At 41.5% G+C, this 24,460-nt stretch carries 23 protein-coding genes; 17 read left to right on the forward strand and 6 right to left on the reverse strand.

Features of this window, described 5'->3' with window-relative positions:
• Window positions 1-51: 51 nt before the first annotated feature.
• The 3 genes from MORIYA_RS02045 to MORIYA_RS02055 form a co-directional block, all read right to left on the reverse strand.
• Entirely contained in the window at window positions 52-978 is a 927-nt protein-coding gene (locus MORIYA_RS02045) for a GGDEF domain-containing response regulator (RefSeq protein WP_112712286.1), read from the reverse strand.
• A gap of 73 nt (window positions 979-1,051) precedes the next feature.
• Window positions 1,052-1,417: a hypothetical protein gene (locus tag MORIYA_RS02050; RefSeq protein WP_112712288.1), complete on the reverse strand. Its 366-nt coding sequence runs from the start codon at window positions 1,415-1,417 to the stop codon at window positions 1,052-1,054.
• A 274-nt stretch (window positions 1,418-1,691) separates the two neighbouring features.
• Complete coding sequence (locus MORIYA_RS02055) at window positions 1,692-2,414, reverse strand: SGNH/GDSL hydrolase family protein (protein ID WP_112712290.1); 723 nt, start codon at window positions 2,412-2,414, stop codon at window positions 1,692-1,694.
• A gap of 81 nt (window positions 2,415-2,495) precedes the next feature.
• On the opposite strand from MORIYA_RS02055, the gene MORIYA_RS02060 reads away from it, so the two are divergent.
• Entirely contained in the window at window positions 2,496-2,711 is a 216-nt protein-coding gene (locus MORIYA_RS02060; RefSeq protein ID WP_112712292.1) for a dodecin, read from the forward strand.
• A gap of 30 nt (window positions 2,712-2,741) precedes the next feature.
• Complete coding sequence (locus MORIYA_RS02065; RefSeq protein ID WP_112712294.1) at window positions 2,742-3,158, forward strand: GFA family protein; 417 nt, start codon at window positions 2,742-2,744, stop codon at window positions 3,156-3,158.
• 66 nt (window positions 3,159-3,224) lie between these two features.
• On the opposite strand, the gene MORIYA_RS02070 is transcribed toward MORIYA_RS02065, so the two are convergent.
• Window positions 3,225-4,478 (reverse strand): uracil-xanthine permease family protein, encoded by a 1,254-nt coding sequence (locus MORIYA_RS02070; RefSeq protein ID WP_112712296.1) that lies wholly within the window; start codon window positions 4,476-4,478, stop codon window positions 3,225-3,227.
• A gap of 243 nt (window positions 4,479-4,721) precedes the next feature.
• Between MORIYA_RS02070 and MORIYA_RS02075 the strand changes: the two genes are divergently transcribed.
• The 6 genes from MORIYA_RS02075 to MORIYA_RS21180 all read left to right on the forward strand — a co-directional run bounded on the left by MORIYA_RS02075 (window position 4,722) and on the right by MORIYA_RS21180 (window position 8,676).
• Window positions 4,722-5,462: a Crp/Fnr family transcriptional regulator gene (locus MORIYA_RS02075; protein ID WP_112712298.1), complete on the forward strand. Its 741-nt coding sequence runs from the start codon at window positions 4,722-4,724 to the stop codon at window positions 5,460-5,462.
• Window positions 5,463-5,465: 3 nt separating this feature from the next.
• Window positions 5,466-6,200 carry an ABC transporter permease gene (locus MORIYA_RS02080; protein ID WP_112712300.1) on the forward strand — a complete coding sequence of 245 codons (735 nt, stop codon included), beginning with the start codon at window positions 5,466-5,468 and terminating at the stop codon, window positions 6,198-6,200.
• Between the two features lie 65 nt (window positions 6,201-6,265).
• A complete protein-coding gene (locus MORIYA_RS02085; protein ID WP_112712302.1) occupies window positions 6,266-7,135 on the forward strand; it encodes a TraB/GumN family protein in 870 nt (289 codons plus the stop codon).
• A 107-nt stretch (window positions 7,136-7,242) separates the two neighbouring features.
• The gene (locus tag MORIYA_RS02090; RefSeq protein ID WP_112712304.1) at window positions 7,243-8,019 is read left to right on the forward strand and encodes a hypothetical protein; all 777 of its coding nucleotides are present in this window, start codon (window positions 7,243-7,245) and stop codon (window positions 8,017-8,019) included.
• Between the two features lie 38 nt (window positions 8,020-8,057).
• Window positions 8,058-8,363 carry a hypothetical protein gene (locus MORIYA_RS21175; protein ID WP_232011470.1) on the forward strand — a complete coding sequence of 102 codons (306 nt, stop codon included), beginning with the start codon at window positions 8,058-8,060 and terminating at the stop codon, window positions 8,361-8,363.
• The gene (locus MORIYA_RS21180) at window positions 8,332-8,676 is read left to right on the forward strand and encodes a CAP domain-containing protein (protein WP_232011471.1); all 345 of its coding nucleotides are present in this window, start codon (window positions 8,332-8,334) and stop codon (window positions 8,674-8,676) included. Before MORIYA_RS21175 ends, MORIYA_RS21180 begins: the two co-directional genes overlap by 32 nt.
• A 390-nt stretch (window positions 8,677-9,066) precedes the next feature.
• Here MORIYA_RS21180 and MORIYA_RS02100 read toward each other — a convergent pair whose 3' ends face one another.
• Entirely contained in the window at window positions 9,067-9,645 is a 579-nt protein-coding gene (locus tag MORIYA_RS02100) for a TetR/AcrR family transcriptional regulator (RefSeq protein WP_112712306.1), read from the reverse strand.
• Between the two features lie 93 nt (window positions 9,646-9,738).
• Between MORIYA_RS02100 and MORIYA_RS02105 the strand changes: the two genes are divergently transcribed.
• From MORIYA_RS02105 to MORIYA_RS02125, 4 genes are all read left to right on the forward strand, one after another.
• The gene (locus tag MORIYA_RS02105; protein WP_112712308.1) at window positions 9,739-10,197 is read left to right on the forward strand and encodes an HPP family protein; all 459 of its coding nucleotides are present in this window, start codon (window positions 9,739-9,741) and stop codon (window positions 10,195-10,197) included.
• A gap of 395 nt (window positions 10,198-10,592) precedes the next feature.
• Window positions 10,593-12,266, forward strand: coding sequence for a ShlB/FhaC/HecB family hemolysin secretion/activation protein (locus tag MORIYA_RS02115; protein ID WP_197713341.1), 1,674 nt, complete (start codon window positions 10,593-10,595; stop codon window positions 12,264-12,266).
• Window positions 12,267-12,284: 18 nt separating this feature from the next.
• A complete protein-coding gene (locus MORIYA_RS02120; protein WP_112712312.1) occupies window positions 12,285-16,976 on the forward strand; it encodes a hemagglutinin repeat-containing protein in 4,692 nt (1,563 codons plus the stop codon).
• Window positions 16,977-17,126: 150 nt separating this feature from the next.
• Window positions 17,127-17,327 (forward strand): hypothetical protein, encoded by a 201-nt coding sequence (locus MORIYA_RS02125; protein WP_232011472.1) that lies wholly within the window; start codon window positions 17,127-17,129, stop codon window positions 17,325-17,327.
• Here MORIYA_RS02125 and MORIYA_RS20695 read toward each other — a convergent pair.
• Window positions 17,324-17,479 carry a hypothetical protein gene (locus MORIYA_RS20695; RefSeq protein WP_162629215.1) on the reverse strand — a complete coding sequence of 52 codons (156 nt, stop codon included), beginning with the start codon at window positions 17,477-17,479 and terminating at the stop codon, window positions 17,324-17,326. The two genes, MORIYA_RS02125 and MORIYA_RS20695, sit on opposite strands and share 4 nt — an antisense overlap.
• 296 nt (window positions 17,480-17,775) lie before the next feature.
• Between MORIYA_RS20695 and MORIYA_RS02130 the strand changes: the two genes are divergently transcribed.
• The 5 genes from MORIYA_RS02130 (at window position 17,776) to glpK (ending at window position 24,359) form a co-directional block, all read left to right on the forward strand.
• Window positions 17,776-18,372: a GNAT family N-acetyltransferase gene (locus tag MORIYA_RS02130; RefSeq protein ID WP_112712314.1), complete on the forward strand. Its 597-nt coding sequence runs from the start codon at window positions 17,776-17,778 to the stop codon at window positions 18,370-18,372.
• 200 nt (window positions 18,373-18,572) lie between these two features.
• On the forward strand, window positions 18,573-19,145 hold the full coding sequence (gene efpL / locus MORIYA_RS02135; protein WP_006032209.1) for an elongation factor P-like protein EfpL: 573 nt from the start codon (window positions 18,573-18,575) through the stop codon (window positions 19,143-19,145).
• Window positions 19,146-19,938: 793 nt separating this feature from the next.
• Window positions 19,939-21,414 carry a sensor domain-containing diguanylate cyclase gene (locus tag MORIYA_RS02140; protein WP_112712316.1) on the forward strand — a complete coding sequence of 492 codons (1,476 nt, stop codon included), beginning with the start codon at window positions 19,939-19,941 and terminating at the stop codon, window positions 21,412-21,414.
• Between the two features lie 346 nt (window positions 21,415-21,760).
• Complete coding sequence (locus MORIYA_RS02145; protein ID WP_112712318.1) at window positions 21,761-22,618, forward strand: MIP/aquaporin family protein; 858 nt, start codon at window positions 21,761-21,763, stop codon at window positions 22,616-22,618.
• A 208-nt stretch (window positions 22,619-22,826) separates the two neighbouring features.
• On the forward strand, window positions 22,827-24,359 hold the full coding sequence (gene glpK, locus MORIYA_RS02150) for a glycerol kinase GlpK (protein WP_112712320.1): 1,533 nt from the start codon (window positions 22,827-22,829) through the stop codon (window positions 24,357-24,359).
• Window positions 24,360-24,460 lie beyond the last annotated feature (101 nt).

A 24,460-nucleotide genomic window follows, 5' to 3' on the forward strand; every position in this document is an offset into this window, starting at 1 on the left:
TAATGATCAGTTATAGCAACACAGGGAAGCCATATCGGCTACCCTGTGTTGTTATATAACCCACTGATCTCGACCGTTATGTTTGGCTTGGTATAGTTTCGCGTCTGCTTCGAGCATCAAGCTTTTGACGGTGACCTTTCTGTCTGGAATCATACTAACCACACCAAAACTCATGGTGACAATGGCATGTTCATGCAGTCCTGCATGGAGAATCTCTAATGAGCGCACTGCATTAACAAGTTTATCAGCAACTAACTTAGCACCTTTTGTGTCAGTATTGGGTAATACCATACAAAATTCTTCGCCGCCATAGCGTGCAGCCAGCTCTGCAGGGCGACGTAAAGAGTTATCAAGTATGGATGCAACAGCTTTCAAGCATTCATCGCCTTGGATATGGCCGTAGTGATCGTTGTACTTTTTAAAGAAATCTATATCTGCAATGATGAAGGTAAGTGGTTGTGCATGGCGTTGTGCACGTGCGAGTTCTTCCGCTATGGTGATGTCTAAATGTCGGCGGTTGGCAATACCGGTTAAGCCATCAAGCGTTGCCAGACGCCCTAACTCTTCATTGGCTAACTCTAAATCGTTTTTGGTTTTTAATAGTTGTGTTCGCATTGCAGCAATACGTTCCATCGCTGTCATTTTAGCAATCAGAATTGTTTTTTGGATTGGTTTTGGTAAGTAATCATCGCCACCGGCTTCAATACCAATCATGATATCTTCAGGGGCGGTTTTGCCACTAAGAAAAATAATAGGTACCCAATCGGTGAACTCTTGTCTGATTTTCCTTGCAACTTCGTAGCCGTTAATGCCACTCATGACAACACCTAATAACACAATGTCAGGGTTGCATTCTGCGAATAAAGTAATACCGGTTTCACCGTTACCAGCGTCGAAGACTTCATGATTGAGATGTTGTAGATAAGAGCGAATAATTACACGTTCAATTTTAGAGTCATCAATTATGAGGATCTTCATCGGCAGTCCTTGCTCTTTTAGTTGTTATCCAATATACGGATCTAATAACTAAATATAGCAAGTATTTGTTTAATTAGTGTAATTTCTTGTTGCTCTGTATCACACACTTAGTGTTATAGGCTTTCATGGTTGCTTTAACTTGGAATATTTCATCCGTGGTTAACTCGTCATCCCAAGTTACGATTGTTGAAATCGTAGGGCTCTGGGCTGCTTTTAGCAATGTATGGAATTTATTATTGATCTTAGCTTTGTGGATGATTAATGCACTCTCGGCACTAATGCCATGCTGTGATAACAGTGCCGCTGTGATTGTCATTGGTGGTGCAATAATGGCGGTCCATTGACCATGGCTGTCTTCTATTATTTTTTTATTTACACCCATAACATCAGAGTCGTGTGTAGTTGTGTTCGCGCTATACATAAGAGATTTAGTTTGCATGGTAATTTACCTGTTTTTATATCCAGTGGTTATGCATACAGTAGTGTTTTGAGGCGATGTTTGCAAGTATTTATTACTTTAAAAATGGAATGATATAATTAATTAATTATTTTTAATTAATTATCATGGTGTTAAGGTTTTGTTCTGTGAGGGAGAGACCGATGGAGGCTTGTGATTTTGTATAACGAAAGTAACTATGTTCTCTTTAGACGTTGTTATCGAGTCATGATAATGAGTTAAGAAGCCCTGTCGATACAGGGCTTCATTGTTTTCGTTATTTATAATTGTATTGTGATTTAATTTTCTCTGCAACAATTTCAGCCCAGTGTTGGTAAATGTTTGGTCCTGGATGAAAACCATCTTCAGCCATATCATCTCTATTTAATTCACTATTGATATCAATTAACTGACAATCATCTTGGCTTTCAATCAGGGTCGTTAACTTACGGTTAAATAGGGCGGACCTTGCACCTAAATAACGTCGTAATGGTTGTGGTAGTGCTGAGAATTGTCCCATGGGTGGGACTTGTGTGATAAGAATTTGCTGGCAGCTAAATTGTTTGCGTAATAACGTGATTAAATCTTGTTGTTGGCTTAGCCAAGTTGATACGGGTAATGTACCGGTGACATCATTCACGCCTAATGACGTGACGATAATATCGAAAGTTTGTTGTGGTTGTTCCGATATCATTTTCAGACTGTCTAATGTGGTATGACCTGACCTGGCTAATAACAGCCAATCAATTTGATAACAGTCGGATAACGCAGACACTAAATTTCCGGTTAACGCTTGTGATTGGTCATCTACACCAACCCCCGCAGCGGCTGAATCTCCGACAATCAGCAGTCTTAATTTTTGCCCTTTACCTGCTGTTCCAGAACGTTCACCTGCCGCTTCCGGCAGTTTCAGCGTCACTTTTTTTACATAATGCCCTTGTGCAATAATGATCGGTGCATACACCGCTTTAGTAAATAATTTATTTAATGACTTGAACATATAACCTCCTTGTTTTTATCATAGTAGCAATATCGAGCTATATTTACACTTAGGTTGTTCTATATTTAATTGGAGTTGATTATGTCGTATCATCATACGTATAAAAAAATTGAAATGGTTGGTTCATCGAAAACAAGTATTGAAGACGCGATTCAGAATGCGCTTGCAGAGTGTAATAAAACGGTAAAAAATATGGATTGGTTTGAAGTGATTGAAACTCGCGGACACATTGTTGATGGTGCGGTTGGACACTTTCAAGTGACACTGAAAATAGGTTTCCGTATCGGAGAAAGTTAACTTTGCAATTAAATTATAAGGAAATAACAGATGGGTAAGATAACAGGGGGCTGCTTATGTGGCGCGGTTAAATTTGAAGTGAGCAATGATTTTAGCCAATTTCATTTGTGTCATTGTCAGCAGTGCCAAAAGATCACTGGCTCTGCGCATGCATCGAATTTATTCTGCAAATCCAGCCACATTACGTGGTTGGCAGGCACGGATAAAACCAAGCGTTTCGATTATCCTGACCGTCATTTCGCACGGGTATTTTGCACTGAATGTGGCACTGGATTACCGTATTTAGTCAATAAAGGTAAAACCTTAATCGTACCTGCGGGTTCATTGGATCTAGACGAAGAGACTGTGCTTAACGTTGCACCGCAAGACAATATATTTTGGCATGAACGGGCGGTTTGGTATGACGCGGCTTTAGCTGCGCCGACGTTTGCAGGATTTCCAAAGTAAGAATTAACAAGTTATAACCGATACATTATCCGTTATAACTTGTTATTTACCTAATCAGAAGCGATATTACTTAGTGTTAATATCGGTGTTCACTTCAACATTATCAACAACATGGTTATCACCTAATTCATCAGGCAATATTAAGTTAAGAATAATCGCTACGATACCGCATAGACTCACACCTTGAAGGCTGAAATCGCCAATACCAAATGCCATCCCACCAATACCGAATACTAATGTCACCGCCACAATGATTAAGTTGCGAGATTTGTGTAGATCGACACGGTTAGTAATAAGGATATTAAGACCTACGGTTGCGATTGTACCGAACAGTAAGATCATGATGCCACCCATTACTGGTACCGGGAAGGTTTGCAGCAACGCCCCGAGTTTACCCACAAAAGCCAACACGATTGCGATCACCGCTGCCCATGTCATGATGGCAGGGTTGAATGCTTTGGTTAGTATCACAGCACCTGTTACTTCACTGTAGGTGGTATTTGGTGGCGCGCCAAACATAGACGCAGCCATTGTCGCCAGTCCGTCACCAGCAAGGGTACGATGCAAACCTGGTTTTTTAAGGTAGTCTTTACCTGTCGCATTAGAGATAGCGAGAATGTCACCAACATGTTCAATCGCAGGGGCTAATGCCACAGGGATCATAAACAATATCGCATTGATGTTAAATTCTGGGTAAGTAAAGTTTGGCAGTGATAACCAGCTTGCTTGAGCAACAGGCGTAAAATCAATAATGCCATAAGCCAAACTTGCTATGTAACCAGCCACAATACCGGCCATAATTGGCATAAGTTTAAGCAAACCTTTACCAAAAACACTTACCGCAATCGTGGTGAATAATGAGATAGCCGCAATGATAATGGCAACTTCATTATCAATTAACTGTATTGCTCCGTCACCCGTTTTGCCCATTGCCATATTCACTGCAACAGGAGATAAGCCTAGACCAATTACCATGATCACAGGACCCACAACGACTGGAGGCAGTAACTTATGAATGATACTAACACCGCGAAATTTAATCACGACTGACAATAATACATAAGTAAAACCGGCCGCCATTAAACCACCCATCGTGCTGGCAATACCCCAAGTTTGCACGCCGAACATGATCGGGGCAATAAAAGCAAAAGAGGAAGCAAGAAAGACAGGGACAGAACGTTTAGTAATAATTTGAAAAACCAAGGTACCGAGACCAGCACCGAAAAGAGCGACATTTGGATCCAAGCCAGTAAGCAGTGGAACTAGTACGAGGGCACCAAATGCGACAAAAAGCATTTGTAGACCGAGCAAAACTTGCATTTTTTTTCTCCATTTGTGAACAAACCGCTGGAAGGTAGCACAAAAGGATTTTAATTCATATTAAAAATAGATAAACCGCTACTTTTTAGGTGGTAAGTCAAATTAGACATTGTTACGTGATTGGTTATCGTTATAAGTGCGCTTGTTTAAAACCAAAATCGTGGCATTATATTGACTCGTATCATTTGTTTAACGCTATCTTCCATATATGCCGATAACATTCGTATTTAAAGGTCTAACCCCATGATCACCGACAGTCATATCATTGATATAGTATCAACACATCATTTGTTTTCGGCACTCACTGACGCTGAATTTAAGCAGTTATTTGCTACAGCAAAAAGATTTAAAGTGGAACCATTAGAGAACGTATTTCACCAAGGTGATGAAGCCAATCGATTTTACCTCGTGTTACGCGGACACCTTAAACTTTATCGTACTAGCCCAAGTGGCCAAGAGAAAGTGGTTGAAGTAATGCGCCAAGGTAATACCTTTGCTGAAGCATTAATGTTTAACAATAAGCCATTTTATCCGGTTGCCGCACAGGCCGTATCGGAAAGTGACCTGATTGCGATTGATAATGAAACATATTTAAAGATACTCAAGATTAATCCTGAAGCTGGTATCGCAATTATGGCGAATATGAGTATTCGTTTACACCATGATTTGAATGAAATTGAGATGTTGTCGGTTGAAAATGCTAAAAACCGCTTACTCTTATTCCTATTAAAAAACCTACAAGATAACAACGGTAATGAAGGTATTATTGAACTGGATATACCAAAACGTACGCTCGCATCGTTATTGTCCATTCAACCCGAAACGTTCTCTCGCTTGCTTAAAAAAATGACCAAAGAAGGTTTAATCGAAGAGCGAAAAGGGCTTATTCGCATTGTTGATATTGACGCGTTATATGCGGCGTCGGGTATTCCACTACAATCGGTGACGGGTAATATTCCTACGAAATTCGTACCGGGTGAGTAAGTTGTGAATAATGCTGTGCAGGTGATCTCGTTTAGCCATTTAGCGTTTGCATTTATTCCCGTCTTAGTGGCGTTGGCGATCTTATTGCAATGGCGATTACCGATTAAAAATGGTTTGTATGCTTTATCTCGTATGTTGATCCAGCTGTTATTAATTGGTTATTTTTTATCTTATATCTTTGAGTCACATAGTGCCGGAATTGTCGTTGGTGTACTGCTAATTATGGTGATAGCCTCCAGTTGGATTGCTTTAGGCGCGGTGCCAGACCAACGCTGGAAAATGTATAAATATGCGTTAGCCGCGGTGATCTTAGGCGGCGGTTTTACCTTATTTATTATGAGTGTGGGTGTACTTGGCCTAGACCCTTGGTATAACCCCCAATATATGGTGCCACTCGCGGGAATGGCATTTGCGAATGCAATGAACAGTGTCAGCTTATCCGCAGAGCGTTTACATGCCGAAATGCGGCGAGGAGAAGATTATCTTATCGCACGTCGTATTGCGCTAAAAGCATCGTTAATTCCGATCATAAATGCACTGTTTGCTGTCGGGTTAGTGTCTTTGCCTGGCATGATGACGGGGCAGATCCTTTCTGGCGTTTCGCCGTTTATTGCTGTGCGTTATCAGATAATGATCATGTGCATGATGTTCGGTTCATCGGTGATCTCCGCTGCATTTTTCTTATCGTTGATAAAACCTTTGATGTCGACTAAACCTGTTATGCTGAATAAAAATTAAGTTGTACAATACTGATACTTATCATCATGACTATAACCACGTTGTAAAATAAAGTAGAGGCTTCAATGAAAATAGTTAAATTATGGTATATATTTTCTATGCTTATTTTCGGTGTGGCTAATAGCGTGCATGCGACATCATCGGTATGGAAGGTGAGTAACGGCAAATCAAGTTTATATCTGGGTGGGACGGTGCATGTTTTAAGGGCCGATGATTACCCGTTACCAGCCGAGTTTGACCAAGCCTATGCATTGGCTGATACCTTGGTATTAGAAACTGATATGGCTAAATTAGCAAGCCCTCAATTCCAGCAAGCGATGCTACGCCAGCTTAGTTATTCTGAAGGTCAAAATTTAACGCAACACTTAACGCCTGAAACATATGAACTGTTAACTGCATATTGCGAGTCTCGCGGTATAGGTATGCAGGTCATTAATAACTTTAAACCGAGCATGATCTCGTTAATGTTAACCATGATTGAATTACAGCGTCTCAATTTCACTGGTATGGGTGTTGATCAGTACTATAATGATAAGGCCATCGCAGATGCTAAACCCTTAGGTAAGTTAGAAACTGTTGAGGAGCAACTGACGTTTATTGCCAGTATGGGTAAAGACAAAGAGGATGCTTTGATCCGCTACAGTTTAGAAGATTTAAAAACACTGCCAATATTTATGCAAGAAATGAAAGTGGCATGGCGTAATGGTGATCCGCAAGCATTGGTTGATCTTGCCATCACGCCTTTGATTAAAGATTTTCCCGACATCTATCAATCACTATTAGTACAGCGTAATAACAACTGGCTACCCCAAATTGAAGCGATGTTTAATAATCAACAAACGGAATTAATCCTGGTTGGAACGCTACATTTGGTTGGTAAAGATGGTTTGTTACAGCGACTCGAAGCTGCTGGGTATAAGATCTCGCCGTTATAATCGATAAAAATCGTGGTGAAAGCCAAAAATGGGCATTGGATTTTAGGAAGGTATTGATAGTTAGGATATGATACTTGTTAACTTATTATTATGTTTGAAGACTATCTATGCTGAAAATTTTTCGTTCTAAGCCGCTCATTGACGACGCCAGTTGTGAATGGATGTTTGATACTTTTGAGTGGGCGTTAACACATTTCGACCCACAAGAATTTTTTCAGCGCAGTCAGTTGATCCAACCAACGAATAATTTTTTTCCCGGTAATATCGACAGCCGTCACGGCATGGCAGAAACCATTTTTGATCACGTAGTTAAATATGCAGGATTAAGCCATTGGCCGCTACAGTTACAAGCACCGCAGAGTTTCAGTAGCCAACCGCCTGCATTGCTCCATTTATCTGTTATTAAACGAAATTCATCTGCGCCTAACACTTTGCCTGCATTGATCGTATCTCAGCCTTTAGCCATTACCTACAATCCACAGCAGGCATCAAAGCCGGGTGATCTAGCCTCGAGTTATGCCCATCATTTAGCCCAACATATTGTGGCTCAATCCCAACAATTACCGCCAGGTGGAGCTGAATATTTTAATGCGAGCACCGAGATAGTGGCTATTTTTATGGGTTTTGGGATCATGATGGCGAACTCTGCTTATACTTTCAGGGGCGGTTGTGGCAGTTGTTATAATGCGCAAGCCAATCGACAAGCCAGTTTGTCAGAAGACAATGTCGTCTTTGCATTAGCCCTGTTTTGCCGATTAAAAGGCATTTCAACCAGCGACGCGACCCGTAATTTGAAAGGTTATTTAAGACGTGATTTTAAACAGGCATTAAAGCAAATTGAGCGAGAGCCAGTGCGCTTACAGCAGTTATTGGCGTTAAAGTAGTATAACTACACCGTAAGTAGATAGAAACGAGAGAGCGAATGATCAAACCTGAGCGAGTTAAAGCTAGATTACAGACGACATTAAGAGCTAAATCGAAAGTGATGTCGAAATGGATCTCGACTTGTGTGATGGCTGTATTGCTAACCGCATGTGTAAGTGATGGCCGATATGATAATACCGATAGTGAGGCTGTATCACCAGATAAAGCGGTTGAGCAAGTTACTCCGCCTTCCTCAAAACCGACGAGAAGGCTTGGTCCAGAGCCAACCCCAGGTTTTAAGCGTCAGATGCTAGCCGCGGTGAATGCTGCTCGTGTCAGCGGTTGCCCCTGTGGTATGGGATGAGCAATTACAGCAATCAGCTTATGCCCATTCGCAAAATATGGCCGCTGGTGATTATTTCAATCATCGAGATAAACAAGGCCATCGAGTTGGAGAGCGGACTTATGCCGCTGGGTATAATTGGCGTGCTGCGGGTGAGAATATTGCAGCCGGTCAGCTCGAGGCTAGCGTTGTCATCCAGGGCTGGTTAGGCAGTAAAGGGCATTGCTTGAATATTATGGATGCGGAGTATTCGCAAATGGGCATGGCGCCTTATACTAATAAAAATTCCTATTATGGGATTTATTGGACACAGGTATTAGCGACGCCGTTATAGCAAAAGACCCTACTCATGATAAGTAAGGTCTTAATTTAAAGCGTTAGAATTACTAACTACTCTGAATCTTGTTCCGTTTCTTCAACTTTTTTTGTTTCTTCTTGATCTTGTCCACCACAGCCACCACAACAACTCATAATAATATCCTCTTTGTTCGATAAATTTAGTGTTAAGTAAAATACCCTGTCACTATAACTAAATGTATGACCCAAGTAATTGACTAATGTCATGTCGGTGAATAAAGCGTTCGTTTAATCATACTTTTTTAATCAACGTGGATGATTAAAAATTGTTATATTTATTATTCCCCCCAGTGTCAGAATAGTTGCATTGTTTCAATGTTATGCATCAGTTTGCGCTTATCGATAACCAGACATGGCGTATCTAATTCTAATTTATTTTTAGAGCAAGGATCTTAGTCACAGCGGGGATGCATGCCTTGCCTGCGTTTTTATTTCCTTCGACTAAAGCTGAAACAATAGCCCCTTCTTTAAGCATGAAAATCATGTCTGTAAGCGAGCTTACGTCTTCTGGATTTTCTATAAATAAACTAATTTTGTTCTTTATTAATGATCTGATGGCTTGTTTATGCGAACGACAGTACTGACGTATCAGAGAGTCGGTTACGCTGTATTCGGCGGCTGTATTGATAAAAAAACAACCTCTAAATGGGCTAAGTTCTGGCACCTTGTTATTAAACCAATCGTCTAAACCGTAAAATAGTGCAAGTATGGCGTTTTCGCCTAACTCTTCACTATCAATAATATCCTTAAACCACTGATTAAAAATACTATCTCGATATTCAAGAGTCGCTAATACCAGATCATCCTTACTAGAAAAGTGACTATATAGCGTTTTCTTCGCAATACCGGACTGCTTCAATATTTCATTAATACCAACAGAATTAACGCCTTTGCTATAAAAAAGTTGTAAGGCTGTTTGAATTAATACTAATTTCTTTTCATTCATGAATAACCCCTTGTTATGAAATATGTTGACACATGTAGACCACTCTGTCTACTATGACGGGTAGACAGAGTGGTCTACACAAAAGGAGATTATATGAAAAAATTTGTTTTTCCGATTATTGCGGGCACTTTTGCAACGCTAACTATCGGTGTTTTGGCTTATTTAGGTAGTATTACAAATTCTGTACTGTGGTTAATGGCCCCCTTTGGCGCTACGGTTGTCTTAGTTTTTGGCGTACCTAAAAGTCCACGTGCTCAGCCTAAGAATGTTATTTTTGGGCACTTATTAACAGCGTTTATCGGTGTGTTATTTGTTGAATATGTTGGCGTGGCACCTTGGTCGCTGGCTATTGCAACGGGATTAGCGGTTACTATTATGCTACTGACAAACACAACGCACCCGCCAGCTGGGGCAAACCCCATGGTTATTATGCTAGCAGGTCAAAGCTGGGCATTCTTATTTAATCCTGTGCTGATCGGAGCATGCGTGATTGTTGGTTTAGGGTTAATATTAAATAAATTGAGAACATCGTATTTTGAAAGTAGTGACTGAAGGATTATCATGAAAAAAATGTTTACTGTTTGATTGTAACGGTACTTTGGTTGACAGTGAAAGGCCCTGCAATCAGGGCTTTATCGCTAATAGGCTCAGTAGTAATTTGATGGTAAACAGTAATCGATTGTTGTCAGCTAGGCCACGTAATTTAGTCCCGACGAATGAGCCTATGATTGCACCCCGTCGCGCCGACGATAAGCCCTAAATCGGTAGCCTGGTTCACCGTTTTCGATGAACGTTTTAACTACCACGCCGTTTTTATAACGTGCGTTATGCGATTTATAAACGTTTGGACTCATAAAATTTAATTTTTAAATGAAAATAGTCGCTCTTTATTAAATAAGCTCGATTTTCTTAATCGGGATGATTGTAAGAATTAAAGAAGGTGATTATTGAGCAGAATATACATGCCGTTATTATTTGTTTTTTCTATCATTATAAGTGTCCAGGCTTATAGTGCTCAAACAAATGTGCTAAACACTCTTTCTCCCGTCAATGAAGCGCGTCAGGCGCTACAAACAAATCAGCGCAACATTGAACAATTAATTGAACAGGGTCGTTATCAGCAATTAAATAGCAGAAAACTACAGGCTCGGGATGAAACTAAACCCCTATTGCCGGATACAACTCAATGTTTACCCATTAATAATGTGTATTTACAGGGCATAACGCTATTTACGAGTCAGGATCTGGGTGGGCTAACCGCGCTACCTAAACACTGTATTACCAGTACACAATTAAATGTGTTGGTGAGAGAAATAACCCTGTTATACGTAAGCCGAGGATACATCACGACCCGGGTTAAATTTATACCACCGGATCAGCAGGCCAGATTAGGGTTGCAAATAATAGAAGGATTTGTCGAAGGTATCGACGATCCAAGCCAACGACTTAACTTAACCCAATTATTTCCCGGTGTAATCGAGCAGCCATTAAACTTGCGGGATTTGGAACAAGGCCTGGATCAGGCAAATAGACTGCAGTCAAATCAGGTTCAACTCGATATTACTCCCGGCAGTAAACTTGGGGGGTCATGGATCAAATTACATAATGACAGCGCCAAGCCGTGGCAGCTGTCAGCATCGATGGATAATTACGGCCAAGAAAGTACCGGCAAATGGATAACCCGGGTTGGCGCAACACTGGATAATCCATTCAATCTCTCTGACTTTGTTAATGTGAGTGTCAGTTCATCACTGACAGAGTATGGCGAAAGGTATAACCGAAGTTATTCATTATTGTATTCAGTGCCATTTGGCTATTTTACGGTTAATGGATTTGTCAGTTTTTCGGAATATTTAAATAATCAGCAGTTAAAAATTCACCGTGTTGCTTTACACGGTAAAACCCAACAAACAGGGATAAAAGCTGATTATGTGTTTTATCGCGATCAAGATCAGCTAGACAGCATCTTTACTCAGTTGTCGTATAAACAGGTAGATAACTATTTTGAGACGGTACGCCTCGATATCAGCAGCCCGACGTTAACTGTTGCCGAAGTAGGTGTTAGCCATATGCAGATTTTACCGGCAGGTCAGCTGAATTTGAATGTAAGTGTTGAACAGGGGCTCCCCTGGTTTGGCGCGGACAATAGCCGTGATAAGTTCAGTGCCTCTGATACCGAGCCAGAGTTTGTTAAGGGCAAATTATGGGTGAATTTCAATCAATATTTCAGCCTGTTTGACCGGAACTATTTATATAACGCGCTCTGGTATACCCAGTACAGTCCAGATTATCTACCTGGGGTGGAGTGGTTAAGTATATCTGACTCTGCAGCAGTGCGTGGTTTTAGCAACACATCGTTGTCAAGTGACGGCGGTTGGTATCTTCGTAACACTATATCTCATCGATTTCTAGGACTAGGAGGCATATTTACTGCACATATCAGTGCAGATGTTGGGCATTTATATGCACAACAAACAGCTATAGGTCTATCTACGGGCCTTAATTATAGCTATCAATGGCTCAGTATAGGACTCGATGCCAGTCGCGGGCTGGTATTGTCCGCAGATGATTTTCCGGAAGAAAACGTACAGCTCTTGGGCCGTATTTCAGTGGTATTTTAATGTGAACATGGAGTATTTATGAATTTTAAACTTTCCGCTTCAGGTAAAATGACCGTCACGCTAATGATTGCATTAACGTCTTCGACAGTATTCGCGGCACCTGGCATTGTGGCCGCAGGGGACGCACTGCACTTGCCAGACGTAACAACAGCAAGGAACGGTGCATTAGTTGTTAACATTGTCGCGCCCAATGCTTCTGGTTTATCCCATAACCAGTATAAAAGCTTTAATGTGAACACACCGGGTGCAGTTTTAAATAATTCAACGTCAGCCGGGCAGTCCGTGTTAGCCGGGCAACTGCAGGCTAATGGGTTTTTACATGGTCAGGCAGCCTCCATTATTTTGAATGAAGTTATTAGCCGAAACCCCTCGTTATTGCTGGGAGCACAGGAAATCTTTGGCATGGCGGCTGACTATGTACTCGCTAATCCTAACGGGATCACCTGTGATGGCTGTGGTTTTATTAATACTAATTCGGCCACACTGGCTGTTGCCACGCCATTATTAAAGCTGGGTGCCATTGACGGTTACAGCACAACCAATAATTCAAACTCACTGAATATCGGCAATGCAGGTTTGCATGCTAATCAGGTCCTGCAACTGATAGCACCCACTATAAATAGTCGTGGTGTCATCACTGCGCAGCAAAGCATCACTGCAATCACAGGTCAAAATATTGTGGATCAGGATGCGCAGTTAGTAAAAGCGGATACATTTACGGACTCTGCACTCGACAGCTATTACCTTGGCAGCATGCAGGCCGGTAAGATCAAGATTGTTAATACCGCTGCAGGTAGTGGTGTCAATCTTGGCGGGAGCCTGACAGCCAGTGCTAGCATTGATGTTGATGCCGCAGGTGAACTGAGCATTGAAGCGGCGAAACTGCGTGGTGACGACATCAATCTTACCGCAGATACTCTGCGCACCAAAGGTAAGATCGTCAGTGAGCAGATCGATAAAGACGGTGATGAAAACTATAAAAACTACCGTGGTGCTATCGATGTAAACCAGAAAGAAACCCATGAAAAGCTGATCCAAACTGAGATCGAGGGTAAAAATATCACCCTGATTGCAGCGCAGGAAAATCGTATTTCAGCAACAAATATCAGCGGTGACACCATCAATCTAACGGGTGGCAGCTTAGTGTTAGACGGTCAAAAAACAACGCAAACGGTAGAGCATACGGATGACCGTTGGTTTTATTCCTGGGTACAGAATAAATCTCAGAAAGATGTTCAGGAACAGCAGCATGGTACTCATTTAAACGCGACGAAGAGCATTACAATGACATCGGAGCAGGGTGATCTGAGTGTCAGTGGTGCGCAGCTCATAGCGCAAGACGGTATTCGCTTAACAGCGAAAAAAGATATTATGTTAGACGCACTGGTGGCGGATGATAGTCATCAAGAGAAAATTTACCACAAAAATCATACGGCAAAACTGCTGACAGGTACGCAGGAAAGCAAAGAAAGTAAGCAGACACTTACAGCGAGTAAGCTATCAACTGCGGGGTCCGTTCAAATTATCGCTGGTGGCAATATCACGGCGCAGGCGACGCAGATCAATGCGGGTGACGATTTAACCGTTCTGACCGAGCAGACATTAACTGTCGGTGTGCAGCAAACCGTCTCCGAACAGCTGCATTCGGATGATAAAAAATACTGGGGCGGCATTGGCGGCGGATCAAACAGCAGTGATAAACACAGAGAACAAAACGGCCATGCTTCTGTCTTTCAGGCTGGTGGCGAGATCATAATCGCTGCGGATGCAGGGGTTAAGATCACTGGAAGCCAGATAAAATCTGAGCAGGGTGGAATTATCCATGCCAATGAGGGTGAGATCGTGATTAACAATACCGTCAATACCAGCACAGACAGCAATAGCTCCCGTAATGGCACTATCTTTAATATTACCAACCGATCAGGTAAAAGTGATCAGCAGATTGATAAGGTTTTCGGCAGTGAAGTCGTAGCTGAAACCTCTCTTGATATCGTCAGTGGTAAGGATGTCACTGTCCGGGCCAGCACTGTTAACACTCATGGTAGTCTGAATATCACATCAGCCGGTGATATCAATATTGACGGCGCTGCAGATCGGACGCATGTTGTTGAGGAAAAGACCGCACTCACCGCTAAGGGCTATGCCGAAAAAGACGGCAACAAACAGTACAAAGTTGGCTTTGATATTACCCATAACAGAGATAAAACTGATCAAACCAGTACTCAGTTGGTTGGTTCAACCGTTACCGGCGGTGACGTTAATCTGCACGCGGCAGATACGGTAACAGTGACAGGATCTGATCTGAACACAACCGTTGGCGATGCCAATATCAGTGCAAAAAACGTCGCGTTCCTGGCCGATGAAGATACTACTGTGATCGATCATGAACATACCGCCGTCGGTGGCGGTTTATATTTCTCGGGCGGTATAGAGAAAGGACGTGTGGCGGCTAAAGTGGATTATACAAAGGAGCAGGAAAATTCAAGCCAGAGCACAGCTAAAGTCAGCCATACTGATATTGCCGGTGACTTGAACGTGCACGCAACAGAAAAAGTGACCCAACAGGGTACTCAACATGATGTGGCGGGTACTTATCGGGTCAGTGCTAATGAACTTGAAAATCTGGCGGCAGAAGATTCGCTGACCGAACATAACAAGACGCTTAAGGTCGGCGTTGAAGTCGGTGTTGAAGTCAACTATGCCGGTGTGACCAAACCAATTGAAGGGGCGATCGAAACCTTAATTCAGTTGGATGTCAAAGGCAGTGCTGAGGCCATTAAAGGTGCTGTGACGGATGTCGTGAGTGTCGGAAAAGAGTTGATTGATAATAAAGGTAAACCAAGCTGGTCACAGGCAACAAAAGTCGGTAATGCGGTCAATACCGTACTCGATCAGGATATTCCGGGGAAGATTGAGATAGCCACCGATGCGATCAAAGAGATCGGTGGTGCTATCAAGGATCTCGCTAAGGCTGACTTTGCCATGCCACAGGCGGGCGTTGATGTCGCGACGAAAGTGACCAATAACCAGTCTGACAGTCACAGCACTCAGGCTAAGGCAACCCAGATCAAGGCCGGCATTATCGAGATCAATGTGGCCAATAAACTTCATGATCAAGGCACCGATTACCAAGCCAGTGACGGCAGTATTGAGATCCGTGCTCGTGAACATCAAAGTGAATCGGCCTTTAATACTACTGAGATGAACAGCAGTGAGATCAGCGGCGGCGGATCTGTGCAGGTTGCGACCTCAACAGGCCACGATATTAAGGTCGGGGTGCAGGGTAACGGCAGTAATAAACAACACCAGCAGCAGAGTAAAACGGCGCAGGTTGGTCATATTACTGCTAAAAACGGAGTAAACATTAAGGTTGAAGAAGATGCCAGTTACCAGGGAACGCATGTTGACGGCGGCCAGGGCAAAGCACAGATCAGTGCAGGCAATGATCTGACTATTGAGCAGGCTACAAACTCATCATCAGATACCGGCCGTGACTTTGATCTGGCGATCACTGCCAAAGTCGGTGTTACTCCAAATGCGAAAGATCTGGGTGGCAGCATCAAAGGCGGTTATGCCAATAATGTTGACAGCACTACCGAGGGCGTTGTTAGTGAGCTTAATGGTCAGGGCGGTGTTGAATTAAAGGCCGGTCGTGATCTCACTCTGCAGGGCAGTCAGATTGGCAGTACAGATCAGCAAGCCGGTTCGGTCACTATTGCGGCTAACGGACAGGTGAATATCAGTGCGGCAACGGCAACTGAAAGCCATGAGAAGGGACGCTATGCCGGTAACCTTAATATCGGTGGTGGCCAGAATCAGGGGGATGAATCATCGGTGAATAAAGGCAATTTAGGCATGGGTGTGGTTTTAGACCACTCGGCGAATACGCAAATGAAAGAAACAGGCGCAGTGATCGCGAGTCAGGGTGATGTATCAGTGACTGCAGGGGCTGGGAATGATCAGGCATTATCACTGAAAGGCACCCAGATGGACGGGCTGCATGTTGATATTAATGCCGAAAACGGCGGTGTCGTTATCGTCAGTGCGGATGATGAAAACCACGGCAGCGGGTGGAACTTTGGGTTAAACCTCGGCGGTGACATGGCATCAACAACGGCCAAAACGGAAGCTACTGATTCAGGTTCGAAACTGGGCGGTGCAATAGGTCTTAAAGGGGGCTATGAAAAACAGGACAGTCACCATTATGATAATAGCCGCATCAGCGGGACTGATGTGAACCTCGACAGTGCGAAAGATTTTACACTTACCGGTGCGAATGTAAGCGGCCAGCAGGTGACCGCTAATGTTGCTGGTGGATTGCAGGTTGATAGCCAGCTAACACATGACAGCAGTTACAAAGTCGGTCTGCAAACCGGTATTGAGAAAAAGGCCGATGCAGCACCGAATAAAAACAGTGTAATTCAGAACATTGCGAATGATATCCAACTCAAGGGGGAGTATGAATATGCTGACAGTGATACGGTGACAGAAGCAAGTTCAATATCCAGTGAGCAGGGGGTTACCCTGAATGTTGCTGGAGATACCCAGTTGACCAGCAGCGATATCAGTTCTGAAATGGGCAACGTGGCGTTAAATACCCGTCATCAAACCACCCAGTCGCTGAAAGAAAATCAGAAAAGTGGCAAATTTGGCGGCGATATTGGCAGAATGATACGCGGATTTTTTAGCCGCAATCAAGACAAAAGTTAGAGTTTAGGAAGCAGAGCGCTGCTGCATAGACCATCGTCGGAACGTTTTTCCGGCGATGGCTTTTTTTTAACTTGAATTGGATATATACCCGTGAACAATAACAGCTTGTCGTAGCGTGCTTAAAGGTAAAATACTTACAGGAGTAGTATTATGGTTACTGTCGAAGAACATTACGAGAGCTTATTATCTGATGTATATACATGGCTAATGGGTGGATTTGATGAAGCTAAAAGCAATAATGTTGAGTTCTTTAAAAGCAGGAATATTACTCCCTCATCCTCTGGTATTGCTGTTGATTTAGGGGCTGGTTCTGGTTTTCAATTGATCCCTTTGGCTGAGCTCGTTGTCTAAGGTGATTTGAGTGTTGCTAGCGGAGGTGAATCACTCGGTGTCATCATTTGCGCGTCATCAATCGAATTACAAGCTGCCAGCATATTCGTAAGACGACGTAACAAGTCAATCGCTAGGGTACGTTGCTCAATCAAGCTTTCTCTTCTATCCATTTGTTATTTTTTACATTTCTTTTCATTGTATAACCTAGAAGATCGAGTTGATTTTATCTATTATTCGAGCTGGTCATCGCACTTTAAGTTGTTACATTAACTATATAAATAAAGTGACCGTAACTTTAAATATTCTAATGCTGTCGAAAATAGTAAGTATATTAATTATATGAGTGATGTTAAAGTATATAAAATACTCATTTATAGGTACTTGGTTGTTATTTCTATTTTTATAAATTACTTTGTCTCATTTATAGGGTGGATTGTCATTGTGTCAATCTGAGGAACTGTTAAACATGGATAATCATACTTGGTTAGAAGAAACCAAACTTGTTGGTACTATCGTGACGTTAATGCCATTGCAGCGAAAGCATGCGGATGCATTGATCGAAGCGGCATCTGATGGCAACTTGTGGGAGTTATGGTTTACCAGTATACCAACGGCTGAAACAATCGATATGTATATTGAAAAAGCATTAAACGATCATTCATTGGGTCTCGCATTACCTTTTGTGGTTGTTGATAATGCAACGGGCGATATTATCGGTTCGACACGTTTATGCGAAATAAGCCCTGAAAATGACCGTGTTGAAATCGGTTATACTTGGTATGCAAAACGTCATCAACAAACAGGTGTAAATACAGAATGTAAGTATTTGTTATTACAGCATGCTTTTGAACAGTTAAATGTGATTGCGACTGAGTTCAGAACGCATTGGCACAACCATGTTTCCCGTGCTGCAATCGCGCGTTTAGGCGCGAAACAAGATGGGGTACTACGTAATCATAAAAAAGACAAAGATGGCCACTACCGCGATACGGTGGTGTTTTCAATTATTGATCACGAATGGCCGATGGTGAAACACAGTTTAAATTATAAGATGAATCGGTAAGTGCATAATTAACCAAAGAGCTGGTTTAGAAAACATTGAGAAGGCGGTGAGCCAAGGTATGCTTAAATAGATATTTGTTTAGTAATACAATAAAGTCGTTAAAAATGGTGAAGAAGTCGGCGCTTCCTTGTTGCAGTGCTTGGTCTGATTTAGCCTTTATGCTATTTTCTATACACAACTTATTATAGGGAATACCTAAAATGCCAAAGGCAAGTGACGTTAAAAAGAATACCGCTGTTGAATATAATAACGGCGTATACATCATCCGTGATATCGAGCGCTCAGTACCACAAGGCCGTGCCGGTGGCAGCATCTACCGCATGCGCTTGTACGATGTCGTTACAGGGTCAAAAATTGATGTAGTATTTAAAGACAGCGACAACCTTAACCTTGCTGATCTTACACGTAGCCAAGTTATATTCTCTTACTCTGACGGTGACGAATATGTATTCATGGATACAGAAGACTACACACCTTACAGCCTAGATAAAGCAACAATTGCTGATGAGTTACTATTCATCACAGAAGACACGCAAGGCCTTCAAGTACTTATTGTTGACGGCAAGCCGGTCTCTATCGAGCTACCTTCTGCGGTTGAAATGGTGATTGTAGAAACTGACCCGTCAATTAAAGGTGCGTCGGCAAGTGCGCGTACTAAACCAGCGATCCTTTCTACTGGCCTTACGGTACAAGTACCTGAATACATCGCTAGCGGCGAAAAAATCAAGATCAATACGACTGACCACAAGTTCATGAGTCGTGCAGATAAATAATAGCTTAGTCTATTAGCGAAAAACCCGTTATCTAAAGCAGATAACGGGTTTTTTTATGTCAGTCACAATTGTGCTGCACTTATTACTTGAATCCAGCAAGACTTCTTGAATGTACTTCTGGAAGTGTCTTTTGGTGATTTACAATTTCTATTATGGTGAGTCACTGACGATAAGTTAGCTGTAGCATGGTTCGTTACAGTGTAAATCATTTCAAAATAGATCAGAAATATGGCTATAGCTGTCACGCTGCACCATTCTTATATATTTTTTAGAGTAATTGCACCAATTATTAGTTTTGATTATTGAAAGTCGTTGATTATAGGAGTAAATTACCTACCAATTAATGGTTATTGTCGATACTTAAGATTAGTAAGTTTGGCACCATCTAAAAATAAAATGTGCCGTTGCTCAACTGTGATCCCCTGCAAGGTTAACCAATCTGAAATGATGCGTGTAGGTATCTACCTCAACTTAATTTGTATCTTTGTATTGTCGATAGTGGCGTGGTTGTTCTGGTCATAGGTCGACAAGCTCTGAACGAATACAATTCTCATCAATAAATGAGAAGGTCGCTTGATGTGGCCTTTTTTGTCTAATAAATCATTCTTTTATGATTAGTTTTTATTCTCCATTTGTGTTGGTAATGTGATAACAGACGTTAGATTACGCTTTAAATTTATGTATTATCGTAACATAATGTTTAAATTACTTATTAATACTATATTGTATATAGTCATTGCGATGTAATCGGTATATCATCTTTAGCCCAAATTATGCGAAGAACGGGTGTGTTTTGAAAAATAGAGTTGTTATTTACTTAGTTGTTATTATCAGTGTCATTATTATTTATCAGATCAACCGTTCTGAGAGCAAACAGTTAGATAAATTTCAACAATCATTTCAGGTGGTAGAGGGGCGTTTAGGTGAGCTTTTCTATCAACTTCAAGCTATCCAATATGGCATGTCACAACTGAACAGCTTAAGTAGTCCATTAGCGAATGAGGCAAGCTTAAATTTCAAACGTACCGAAGATAATACCTGTCAAATATCAAAAAATCGGAGTCGGGAACAAATGTACGACTTTGAAACCAATTTTTTAGTGGTGAGTGATGGTTCCGGTTGTGAGCCAAATTCGATATTACACGATAAGATCATTGAGACCATAAAGATCGCACCAATGATGACATTTTTGGCCGGGCGTGCAGAAGATGTGATTAGTCTTTATTTTATCTCTATGGATAAATTTGTGATCACCTCACCAAAGTATAATGCGTTGGTAATCAAGCCCAGTGAATTTGAAAGTAAACTATTTACACGACCTTATATGCAAAAAATATTCAGTGTGGGTATTGAAAATCTGGGCAATCATATTTTCATTTCGGGTCCGTATGCAGATTTTAGTTTAAATAAAGACGTGATTACTTTTTCCATTGCTATTTTTATGAATAAAGAGTTTTATGGTGTGCTTAATATGGATATTTTATGGGAAGATTTGGTTGCCGGAATAGACTCAGACTTTCACATTATTAATGATCCGAAACCGATACCTGGTGATTCACTACTCAGTGAACCGCTCAGTTTTGATGGTTTGGCCAGCGATTTACGTTTAGTTATGCCTAACTCGATGAGTGATCAACTTACCTATTTAATTAAAAACAGTATTGTTGATATCGCTTTCTATTTTATTGCTATTGTACTGGCTGGGTGGGTGCTATATACCTTGAACTTACGTATGGTATCGCAGAAATTAACCACTGAATCACATCATGACCCTTTGACTGGTCTGCTAAATCGCCGTGGTTTTATGGCTGAACTGAAAAATATTGAACGTCATCAGTTTTATTCTTTCATGATCATAGATCTAGATAACTTTAAGCACGTTAACGATACGTATGGTCACCCGGTGGGTGATGACGTATTGCTCCGAGTTGCAACCGTTATTCAGCAACAAATCCGTGAAAAGGACATATTATTACGTCTCGGTGGTGAAGAATTTGGTTTGCTGATCGCTTATAACAAAGATAATAAACAAATTAATATATTTGAACGTATCTGTGAAGCGGTAGCGCACTTACCACATTACAGTGAAGATATTGAGTTTCACGTGACCATGTCTGGTGGGGCCGTGACAACGTCATCAATTGATCAGATTAAATCAATCAAAAGTATCATGAAGCAAGCTGATGCACTCTTGTATGAAGCTAAGGTAGCGGGTAAAAATCGGGTGTTGTATGGCGACTTTAATGGCAGTAACTCACAGAAACCCTAATTCAATAGCGTTAAAAAAACGTCTGTAATACCCCCATAAAAGTTGGTTCGGTTCAATAGAATGCCTTCCATCTCGAACAATAAATATCACTAAAGTAATAGATATGTTAAGAAAATGTATTATGTCTAACTAGTGAGAGTCTATAACCTGGTCAAACCAGCTCGATACTGAGTATTTTGTAAGTAATTTGATTCAGGATGTCTCGTTTTAGCGTATTTTTGTGCTCGAACGCTCATTTTCATTCTTTATTTGTTTTAATTATGTATTTAAAGTGTAAATTCAAATCCACACGAACATTGTGTACACCCTACATAAAATAAAATAAAATAAAACAAAGGAATGAATCATGGCTAACAATAAACAACGTACTCTGATGGGCGAATGCCTAGCTGAGTTTATTGGTACTGGACTGTTAATCTTTTTTGGTGTCGGCTGTGTAGCTGCATTAGTATTAACAGGCGCTAGTTTTGGTCAATGGGAAATCAGTATTATCTGGGGTATGGGTGTAGCCATTGCTATTTACTGTACCGCTGGTGTTTCTGGTGCTCACATTAACCCAGCCGTGACGATTGCTTTAGCAGCTTTCCACGGATTTGATAAAAGCAAAGTATTACCTTATATTTTCGCGCAACTATCCGGTGCTTTCTGCTCAGCAGCTTTAGTATACGGCTTATATAGCAATTTATTTACTGACTACGAAATCGCAAACGGTTTCCTACGTAGCAGTGAAGCGGCATTATCGACAGCGGGTATCTTCTCAACTTACCCACACCCATCACTCTCATTCATTGGTGCATTTGCGGTTGAATTTGTAATTACTGCCGTATTAATGTTCGTTATCTTAGCGTTAGGTGACGAAAAAAATGGCGATCGACGCGGTGCAATGAACCCGATTCTTATCGGTGTAGTAATTGCAGTTATCGGTGGGTCTTTAGGTCCACTAACTGGTTTCGCAATGAACCCTGCACGTGACTTTGGTCCTAAACTATTCGCTTACTTCGCAGGTTGGGACTATGCATTAACAGGTGCTAAAGATATTCCTTACTTCATCGTGCCAATCTTAGGCCCAATTGTAGGTGCATGTTTCGGTGGCTGGTTATATCCAAAAGTGATTGGTCAATATCTACCATCAGCAGGTCACGGTTGTACTATCCCAAACCAGTGTGATGACGAATCCGCTGAAGGTGAAGCTGCTAAAGTATAATCTGACAACGATGAATCATTGTTTAATAAATGTTGAATAATACCTAACCAACTTTGAATACGATATTATTTACAACGAATAAATAAAATAAACATGTAAATCAATACGTAACATCATAAAAATGCTTGGGTATATAATTAAATAAGACCTATTACTTTAAACATTAAGTATAAAGTACTCTACCAAACGAAATTAAAAGGACTTCATAATGACTGATAAAAAATACATTATTGCTTTAGACCAAGGTACAACTAGTTCTCGTGCCGTTATTCTTGACCACGATGCAAATATTGTCAGCGTTTCTCAACGTGAATTTACGCAAATCTATCCGCAAGCCGGTTGGGTTGAACATGATCCACTTGAAATTTATGCAACTCAGAGTTCAGTGTTAGTTGAAGTGTTAGCGAAAACAGGTATCACCAGCGATGAAATCGCCGCTATCGGTATTACCAACCAACGTGAAACGACTATTGTTTGGAATAAAGAAACAGGCAAGCCAGTTTATAACGCAATCGTATGGCAGTGTCGTCGTACCGCAGAAATGTGCGATAAATTAAAAGCACAAGACGCTGGTTTTGAAGAGTATGTTCGTGAAAATACTGGTCTGGTTGTTGACCCGTACTTCTCTGGTACAAAAATAAAATGGATCCTTGATAATGTAGAGGGGGCCCGTGACGACGCTGAAGCTGGTAAATTGCTGTTCGGTACCGTTGATACTTGGCTAGTTTGGAAAATGACACAAGGCAAAGTTCACGTCACAGACCACACTAACGCATCTCGTACTATGTTGTTTAACATCAATACACTACAGTGGGATGAGAAACTACTTAAGATCCTAGATATACCGCTATCTATGATGGCTGAAGTAAAATCTTCTTCAGAAGTGTACGGCCAAATGAATATTGGTGGTAAAGGCGGTACGCGTATCCCTATCGCTGGTATTGCCGGTGATCAGCAAGCTGCACTTTATGGTCAAATGTGTGTAGAGCAAGGTCAAGCGAAAAACACTTATGGTACGGGTTGTTTCTTATTAATGAACACGGGTAAAGAAAAAGTAACATCGAAAAATGGCCTACTAACTACCTTAGCATGTGGTCCTCGTGGTGAAGTTGCTTATGCACTTGAAGGCGCTGTATTTATGGCTGGTGCTTCTATCCAATGGTTACGTGACGAAATGAAGTTACTTTCAGATGCAAAAGATTCAGAATATTTTGCCACCAAAGTAGACTCATCAAACGGTGTTTATGTTGTTCCTGCATTTACTGGTTTAGGCGCTCCGTACTGGGATGCTTATGCACGTGGTACGATTGTTGGTCTAACACGTGGTGTGGGTGCAAACCATATTATCCGTGCAACACTTGAAAGTATTGCCTATCAAACACGCGACGTACTGGATGCGATGCAAGCGGATTCAGGCATTAAATTGGCTGAACTTCGTGTAGATGGCGGTGCAGTAGCAAATAACTTCCTAATGCAATTCCAAGCGGATGTACTAAATACAACAGTATTACGTCCGGCTGTAACAGAAGTAACTGCACTAGGTGCTGCATACCTTGCTGGTCTGGCTGTTGGTTTCTGGGATGGTCTAGATGAACTTTCTGATAAAGCAGTTATCGAAAAATCATTTGTACCACACGATGATGAAGTGAAGCGTCAACGTCGTTACCGTGGTTGGAAACGAGCGGTTAAAGCGGCGCAGTCATGGGCTGAAGGTCATGACGAAGAAGATGATTTACTGTAATCGTGTTTGAGTTTGATTGCCAATAGGCCATCATCCGAGTCTAGATAGAAAGAGTGCCGGTTATATAAATAGAAAGTGTTTATAGAGTGGCGCTCTTTTTT

The sequence above is a fragment of the Moritella yayanosii genome (assembly GCF_900465055.1).
Lineage (GTDB): Bacteria > Pseudomonadota > Gammaproteobacteria > Enterobacterales > Moritellaceae > Moritella > Moritella yayanosii.